This window comes from Desulfonatronospira sp., assembly GCA_003563255.1.
Classification (GTDB): domain Bacteria; phylum Desulfobacterota; class Desulfovibrionia; order Desulfovibrionales; family Desulfonatronovibrionaceae; genus Desulfonatronospira.
Genome location: PWSL01000531.1, coordinates 1 through 6742, shown reverse-complemented (window position 1 = coordinate 6742; position 6742 = coordinate 1). Strand labels below are relative to the sequence as shown.

Here is a 6742-nt window from a genome sequence, read left to right as displayed (position 1 = left end):
GCACTTATTTTTTCCAATAAAACCAAGATCATTTGTATTAAAAATAAGTGCGGGGGTGCCTGTCCCCAATTGAGGCAGGTATAATATTTTATAAGTTTCGCTGTAGTGTTATCAGTTATCTGTTAATTGTTAATAGCACTACAGCGAAACTTACGATTGACCTCCGGGGACTGGCTCTCCCCGCACTTATTTTTTCCAATAATACCAAGATCATTTTTAATAAAAATAAGTGCGGGGGTGCCTGTCCCCAATTGAGGTACAATATTATATTTTATAAGTTTCGCTGTAGTGATAGGGTAAGGCAGTTAATTTAGGCTTTTGTTCTTCAACAATTAACAATTAACAATTAACAATTAACAATTAACTGATATCAATTTCTTGTTTTTTATGACAGGATTTCAGGAGTAAGTCACTATGTCAAAAATTACAGTGCCGGATGTCTTAAAGGCCAAGGGACAGAGGAAGCTGACCATGCTTACAGCTTATGAGAGCGCCATGGCCGGTTTTGTGGATCAGAGCGGGATTGACATGATCCTGGTAGGGGATTCCCTTGCCATGGTAGTGCTGGGTCACAAGGATACCCTGTCCGTGACCATGGATGAGATGCTGCATCACACCAAGGCCGTGACCAGGGTTGTCGGACACTCACTGGTAGTTGCGGATATGCCTTTCATGTCATACCAGGTCAGCGTTGAAGAGGCGGTGAACAATGCCGGGCGCATGCTCAAAGAAGGAAGGGCCGGTGCCGTGAAAGTAGAAGGCGGAGACAGCATCCTTCCTCAGATACAGGGAATGGTCAAAGCCGGCATTCCTGTTATGGGGCATCTGGGCCTTACCCCCCAGAGCATTGCCCAGTTGGGTGGATACAAGGTCCAGGGAAGGGGCAGTGCCGGGGATAAGATAGTCCAGGAAGCGCGCAGGCTGGAAGAGGCCGGTTGTTTCAGTCTGGTTCTGGAAGCGGTGCCACCGGGGCTGGCCACCAGGATAACCTCAAGCCTGACCATTCCTACCATCGGGATTGGAGCAGGGCTGGACTGTGATGGCCAGGTGCTTGTGATCAACGACCTTCTGGGGATGAGTACCGGGCCGGGACCACGTTTTGTCAAAAAATACGCCAACCTGGCGGAAGTAATCACAGATGCCCTGCAACGTTATCGTCAGGAGGTGCAGGAAGGCAGGTTTCCAGATGAGAGTCACTGTTATAAAGACAGTTAAGGAGAGGCCATGGCCAGAGTACTTATAGTGGAGGATTCAGTTTTCCAGAGAACAATCCTGAAGAGAATAGTCCAGCAAACAGGTCATGAAACAGTGGAAGCCGCATCAGGACGTGAGGCCCTGCGCAAGATCGACGAACTCCAGCCGGACCTGATCTTTCTTGACCTGCTTATGCCGGATATCAACGGTTTTCAGGTGCTGCAGGTTCTGGTCAGTAAATTTATCAAAACCCCTGTAGTTGTGGTAACCGCTGACGTACAGGAGACCACCAGGGAGAAATGCCGGGAACTCGGGGTCAAGGAGATAGTCAACAAGCCCGTTAGTGATGAGAAACTGGTTAAGGTGATAGATAAATACCTCGGCTCCGGGTAACACTACAGGGAATCTTATTGATTGGCCTGCGGGGACTACTGACTAATACGACTGGAAATTAGACTTTTTGCAGTCGCATCATAATACTACAGCGACACTTTGTGTAAATTATCCCCTCTGCCACCGGGGATAGGCACCCCCGTACTTATTTTTCTGAAGGATGTTTGACGGCATTTTAATCATTAGTGCGGGGAGAGCCAGTCCCCTTCCTGCTTAAATCAAGTGTCGCTGTTGTGATAAGGATCATCGTTTATGTTAAATGAGCTGCACAAAGATGCTCTGACTGAAATCATCAATATCGGGGTGGGTCAGGCAGGCAATTCACTGAATGCCATGCTGGCCATGCACGTGGAACTTAGCGTACCCGAAATAAGGGTGCTGCAGATGGAGCAGGCCCAGGAAGAATTGTCACTGCTCAACACTTCATCCCTGGCTTCCGTGGTGCTCAGGTTTTCAGGTCCTGTACCCGGAAAGGCGGCCCTGCTGTTTCCCCCTGAAAGCGCCCTCAACCTGGTCACCCTGCTGGTGCAGGAAGAACCCGGGGACTTGGACCTGGATTCCATGCGCAGCGCGGCCTTGACTGAGATAGGTAATATTGTATTAAACAGCGTTCTGGGCAACTTTGCCAACTTTCTGCACATGGACCTGGAGTATTCTCTCCCGGATTTCATGTTTGAATCCAGCATCCATGATCTCCTGGAACAGGATATTGCCGAGAACGGATACGCTGTGATTCTTGCCAAGGCTCATTTCAGGGTCAGCGAGCACTCAATAGCAGGTGACATCCTCCTGCTGTTCGGCATCAGTTCCATGGAGGAGCTTTCCAGGCTCCTGGAGATAGTCGTCAGAGAACAGTCTGGACAATAATAAGACAGTCCCATTGTAACCATTTATGATCTCTAATGAAATTCAGGATAAGTTCTGGATACTGAACCAGCTTCCTCTGGGTATTTTCATCCTGGACCAGGATATGCGCATTCAGTTCTGGAACAGGATTATGCATGACTGGACAGAAATGGACCAAAAACAGGTCCTGGGACAGTCGCTGCTGCACCTGTATCCTGAAATCGACCAGCCCAGGTTTGTCCCCAGGATTCGCGCCGTGCTGGACGGTGGCCCCCCGGCTGTTTTCTCCTCCCACCTGCATGAATGTTTTATACGTATCAGTACCAGAGACGGCGACACCAGACAGCAGAATACCACGGTGGTTCCTGTCAGGATTAAAATAAAAGCTTCGTCATGCCGCCTGGCCCTGGTCACCATCCAGGATGTAACAGAACTGAACCGGCGTATCATCGAGCACAGGAAGGTCCGCGACCAGGTGGTGGAAGAACTCAACAAGCGCAAGGTAATAGAAGAACGGTTACGCCGTGAAAAAAGCTTTGTGTCCAAGGTTCTGGATACAGTGGACGCCCTGGTTGTCCTTCTGGACAAAGAGGGTAAACTGCTGCATTTCAACCGGGCCTGTGAAAGGTTGTCAGGGTACTCGTTTGCAGAGCTTCAAAGCACGAACATTGGAGCACAGCTTATCTCTCCAAGGGATACTGATTACCTAGAATTTTTTTTCAGTAAAAACCTGCAGGATATGCCGGTACATCACGAAAATTTCTGGGTGACAAAATCCTGGGAAAAAAAACTGATAGCCTGGTCAAATTGTATCCTGGACGATGAGGATGGCAACCCGGAGTATGTCCTGGGCACCGGGATAGATATCACCGAGCAGCGCAGGATGCAGGAGCGTATAGAACATATGGCCATGCATGATGGATTGACCGGACTTCCCAACAGAAACCTCCTGCAGGACCGTCTGGAAGTAGCCATAGCAGGCAGCAGTCGAACTGGTAAAAAGATCGGTCTTCTTTTTCTGGATCTTGACGGGTTCAAGGCCATCAATGACAACTATGGGCACAAGTCTGGGGATGAATTGCTGAAGGAAGTATCCCGGCGGCTGAAGCAGACGGTCAGGGCTTCTGATACCATTGCCAGGTTCGGGGGAGATGAGTTTGTTGTCCTCCTGCCGGATATCAATAGCCTGCAGGATGCCAAGAAGGTGGCCCAAAACATTTCACGGGAGGTGAGCCAGCCTTACTCCATCCAGTCTTGTGAACATAAGCTGGGGGTGAGCATAGGTATAAGCATCTACCCGGATGACGCCCATAACCCCGAAGACCTTCTGCGCCTGGCTGATATGGCCATGTACAGGGTTAAGAAGGGTAGTAACCAATCAGAGTGTCCTCGGTGATGATTACCGGCACCGGGCCTGGGGACTGTCCCCGAGCCGGTTTCTGAATGGTTACAAAGGGTAAATTTCTGGATGGTCAGTGTTTTCTGGCATGCAGCTAAGTCAGGGATGATTCATGAGGATACTTTTGCAGCGCACAAAATGGGCCAGGGTGCAGGCAAAGTCTGCTCCAGAGGACAGGGCGGTCAGGATCGGCACAGGCGTTACCGGGCTGGTGGGCTTCGCCCGGGAGGATGAAAATCTTCCCGGTAGCAGGGCCTGGGGGATCATGGCCGCAAAAATTACGAACCTGAGGATATTTCCTGATGCCGGGGACCTGATGAACCTGAGCCTTGCAGATATTCAGGGGGATCTATTGCTGGTGCCCCAGTTCACCCTGTACGCCGATTGCCGCAAGGGTCGCAGACCAGGCTTTTCCGGTTCCCTGCCGGGGGAGGCCGCCAGGGAGCTTTTCCAGGCCTTTGCAGAGCAGGTTCAGCAGTCATGGGCCAGAGTATATACCGGTTTTTTCGGGCGGGAAATGGAAGTGGAACTTTGCAACTGGGGGCCGGTGACCATAATGCTGGATAGCAGGGATTTTGAATAAGCAGGTTTTCCGGTTCCAATGAAAAAAGTAAAGCTTCTCATTGCCGAGGATTCCAGTATCAACCGCAAATTTCTGGTGCGGCTTCTGTCTGATGAATTTGAGATTAAAGAGAGCTCTGACGGGGGGGAGGCAGTGGAGATGTTTGCTTCCTTTGCCCCTGACATTATTCTGCTTGACATCCATATGCCTGTGATGGACGGTCTGGAAGTTATTCGACATATTCGAAACTCCCGGGTCGACAGGGATGTTTTCATTCTGGTCCTTACCGGGGAGGAGTCCACAGAGGTCAAGGTACAGGCCCTGAATGAGGGGGCCAATGATTTTGTGCTCAAGCCATTTGTACGCGAAGAGCTGCAGGCCAGGGTCAGGGTGGCTAGACGTCAGGTGCTGATCCTGGAAGAACTGCGCAGGGCTTATTCGATAATTTCAGCGGAAATGGATACGGTGGCCGACCTGCAGAACAGGCTTCTTCCCAGGGGGGAATTTGATTTTTCAGGGGTGGACCTGGACTGGATGTATCTGCCGTCGGGAAAGGCCAGCGGGGATTATTACGATTTTTTCCCGGTGGGTTCAGCCACTCTGCGATTCGTTGTGGCCGACGTCTCCGGCCACGGTGCCAGGGCTGCATTCATCATGAATACCGTGCGGACCATTTTCCGCATGTCCTGGAGGAATTATTTCTCACTGGAGCAGGTGGTGGGTTTCGTTAACGATGATCTGTTCCAGATCGTGGGCGGGGAGGCGGATTTCGTAACCCTGCTGGCCTGTGACCTGGATTTGAGTGCCAGAAGCCTGACATACATCAATGCCGGGCACTGCCCCGGTTTTTTTTTAGCTGATCATGAACTCATGCATGAGGTTTTACCCAATTGCAGACCTCTTGGCATTTTTCCCTTGGACATAACCTCTGGTGAGTTGTACTACAAGGACAGTATCAAGGCATTTCTGTATACCGACGGCTTTTATGAGTGGGAGACCGCCCCGGGGGAGATCCTGGGTCTTGACAGGTTTCGATACGAGGTACATCAGATGATGCGCCGGGAAGATTTTGACCTCAACCTTCTGAAAACCAGGCTGGAACTTATCGGGGGCGATAATGTCAGGTTCAGGGATGATCTTACGGCCCTGTGGATCAGGACAAGGTCTTGATGTTCCAGGAGGTTTGTATGCTGCAACTGATACTCAAGGATACTGTCACCCCCTGCCGCTCAAGAATGATCGCCCGGGCGGTCAAGTCCTTTCTGGACATGTTTGTTACTTCCGACGTTTTGTTCGATATTGAGCTGGTCCTCACGGAATCCTGCAATAATGCAGCCCTGCATGCCTACCAGGGCCTTCCCGGGGAACTGGAGATAAAGATTGAGATCCTGGAAAATCAGCGGGTGGATTTTCAGGTGCGGGACTGGGGAAAAGAGTTTCAGTGTCCCTGGCAACTACCGGAAAAATCTGAGGAATCCGGCCGAGGAATTTTCATCATGCGCCAGGTCATGCACTCTTTTGACTACTCCAGGGAAAACAACAGCAATGTATTCAGTTTTACCAAAAAGATAGGTCCAAAGCAATGGAAAGAGTGCAGGTAGAGGAAACAGACGGAATGCTCATTGTGGATATCTCCCAGGAGTTGACCATGGAAATTGTGGAGAATCTGAAAAAGCAATTTGAGGCTTTTTTCAGCCGTACCTGGCAGGTGCTGGCCCTGGACTTGTCGGGTGTAAAGTTTATGGACAGTGCCGGCATCGGCTTTGTCACCGCCCTGAACAACCGCAGTCTGCACGAAGGCAGGATCTTTTGTCTGCTCAACCCCTCGGAGCAGGTCACCAAAACCCTGAAGCTGGTCAATCTCTGGGACCTGTTTCTAGTATTTCCCTCCCGGGATGAAATTGCCCGCCGGTTTCTTACAGGCCTGGAGTAGCCTGCCCAGACATTTCCTTCCATTTTTTTATTGGACCCCTGATTCTTGATTTGCCGGTTTACGGCATGCTGCGCCTGCACAAAAAGTCAGTTTTTGTAACTTCTCAATAACTCCGGGCAGTATTCCTGGATACCGGCTTCCGCCGGTATGACATCACAATGCAATGACCTGTTTTCATTCGTCATTCCGGCGAAAGCCGGAATCCAGGTATTTTTCTTAGTGTAAGATCGCCAGGAGTTATTGAGAAGTTACCAGTTATTATACGTTGCCCGGTAGTGATAAGCTTCAGGTAAACATTCAGAGGGTCATCGGTGTTGATTACTGGCACCAGGCCTGGGGACTGTCCCCGCTAAGTACTATCTGTGCAGGTACGCATAACTTCGAGTCTGTAATTTTGGTATTTGTGCGGAAAAAT

Annotated in this window: 8 protein-coding genes; all 8 read left to right on the top strand. The window is 50.3% G+C overall.

Going from position 1 to position 6742, the window contains the following annotated elements; translation table 11 throughout:
• Positions 1-414: 414 nt before the first annotated feature.
• The 8 genes from panB to QZP87_RS15400 all read left to right on the top strand — a co-directional run bounded on the left by panB (position 415) and on the right by QZP87_RS15400 (position 6327).
• On the top strand, positions 415-1215 hold the full coding sequence (gene panB / locus QZP87_RS15435) for a 3-methyl-2-oxobutanoate hydroxymethyltransferase (protein ID WP_291323819.1): 801 nt from the start codon (positions 415-417) through the stop codon (positions 1213-1215).
• 9 nt (positions 1216-1224) lie between these two features.
• Positions 1225-1587, top strand: a complete 363-nt coding sequence (locus QZP87_RS15430; RefSeq protein WP_291323818.1) for a response regulator — start codon at positions 1225-1227, stop codon at positions 1585-1587.
• A gap of 252 nt (positions 1588-1839) precedes the next feature.
• Positions 1840-2454, top strand: coding sequence for a chemotaxis protein CheC (locus QZP87_RS15425; RefSeq protein WP_291323817.1), 615 nt, complete (start codon positions 1840-1842; stop codon positions 2452-2454).
• Between the two features lie 25 nt (positions 2455-2479).
• A complete protein-coding gene (locus QZP87_RS15420) occupies positions 2480-3829 on the top strand; it encodes a diguanylate cyclase (RefSeq protein WP_291323816.1) in 1350 nt (449 codons plus the stop codon).
• A gap of 115 nt (positions 3830-3944) precedes the next feature.
• A complete protein-coding gene (gene dtd / locus QZP87_RS15415) occupies positions 3945-4415 on the top strand; it encodes a D-aminoacyl-tRNA deacylase (RefSeq protein ID WP_291323815.1) in 471 nt (156 codons plus the stop codon).
• Positions 4416-4433: 18 nt separating this feature from the next.
• Positions 4434-5564, top strand: coding sequence for a SpoIIE family protein phosphatase (locus tag QZP87_RS15410; protein ID WP_291323814.1), 1131 nt, complete (start codon positions 4434-4436; stop codon positions 5562-5564).
• A 17-nt stretch (positions 5565-5581) separates the two neighbouring features.
• Positions 5582-5995, top strand: coding sequence for an ATP-binding protein (locus QZP87_RS15405; RefSeq protein ID WP_291323813.1), 414 nt, complete (start codon positions 5582-5584; stop codon positions 5993-5995).
• Positions 5986-6327 (top strand): STAS domain-containing protein, encoded by a 342-nt coding sequence (locus QZP87_RS15400; RefSeq protein ID WP_291323812.1) that lies wholly within the window; start codon positions 5986-5988, stop codon positions 6325-6327. Before QZP87_RS15405 ends, QZP87_RS15400 begins: the two co-directional genes overlap by 10 nt.
• The last annotated feature ends 415 nt before the right edge of the window (positions 6328-6742 follow it).

Bases quoted from the DNA above. Each gene is read 5' to 3' on its own strand.
- panB (WP_291323819.1), top strand. From the start codon at position 415: ATGTCAAAAATTACAGTGCCGGATGTCTTAAAGGCCAAGGGACAGAGG.
- QZP87_RS15430 (WP_291323818.1), top strand. From the start codon at position 1,225: ATGGCCAGAGTACTTATAGTGGAGGATTCAGTTTTCCAGAGAACAATC.
- QZP87_RS15425 (WP_291323817.1), top strand. From the start codon at position 1,840: ATGTTAAATGAGCTGCACAAAGATGCTCTGACTGAAATCATCAATATC.
- QZP87_RS15420 (WP_291323816.1), top strand. From the start codon at position 2,480: ATGATCTCTAATGAAATTCAGGATAAGTTCTGGATACTGAACCAGCTT.
- dtd (WP_291323815.1), top strand. From the start codon at position 3,945: ATGAGGATACTTTTGCAGCGCACAAAATGGGCCAGGGTGCAGGCAAAG.
- QZP87_RS15410 (WP_291323814.1), top strand. From the start codon at position 4,434: ATGAAAAAAGTAAAGCTTCTCATTGCCGAGGATTCCAGTATCAACCGC.
- QZP87_RS15405 (WP_291323813.1), top strand. From the start codon at position 5,582: ATGCTGCAACTGATACTCAAGGATACTGTCACCCCCTGCCGCTCAAGA.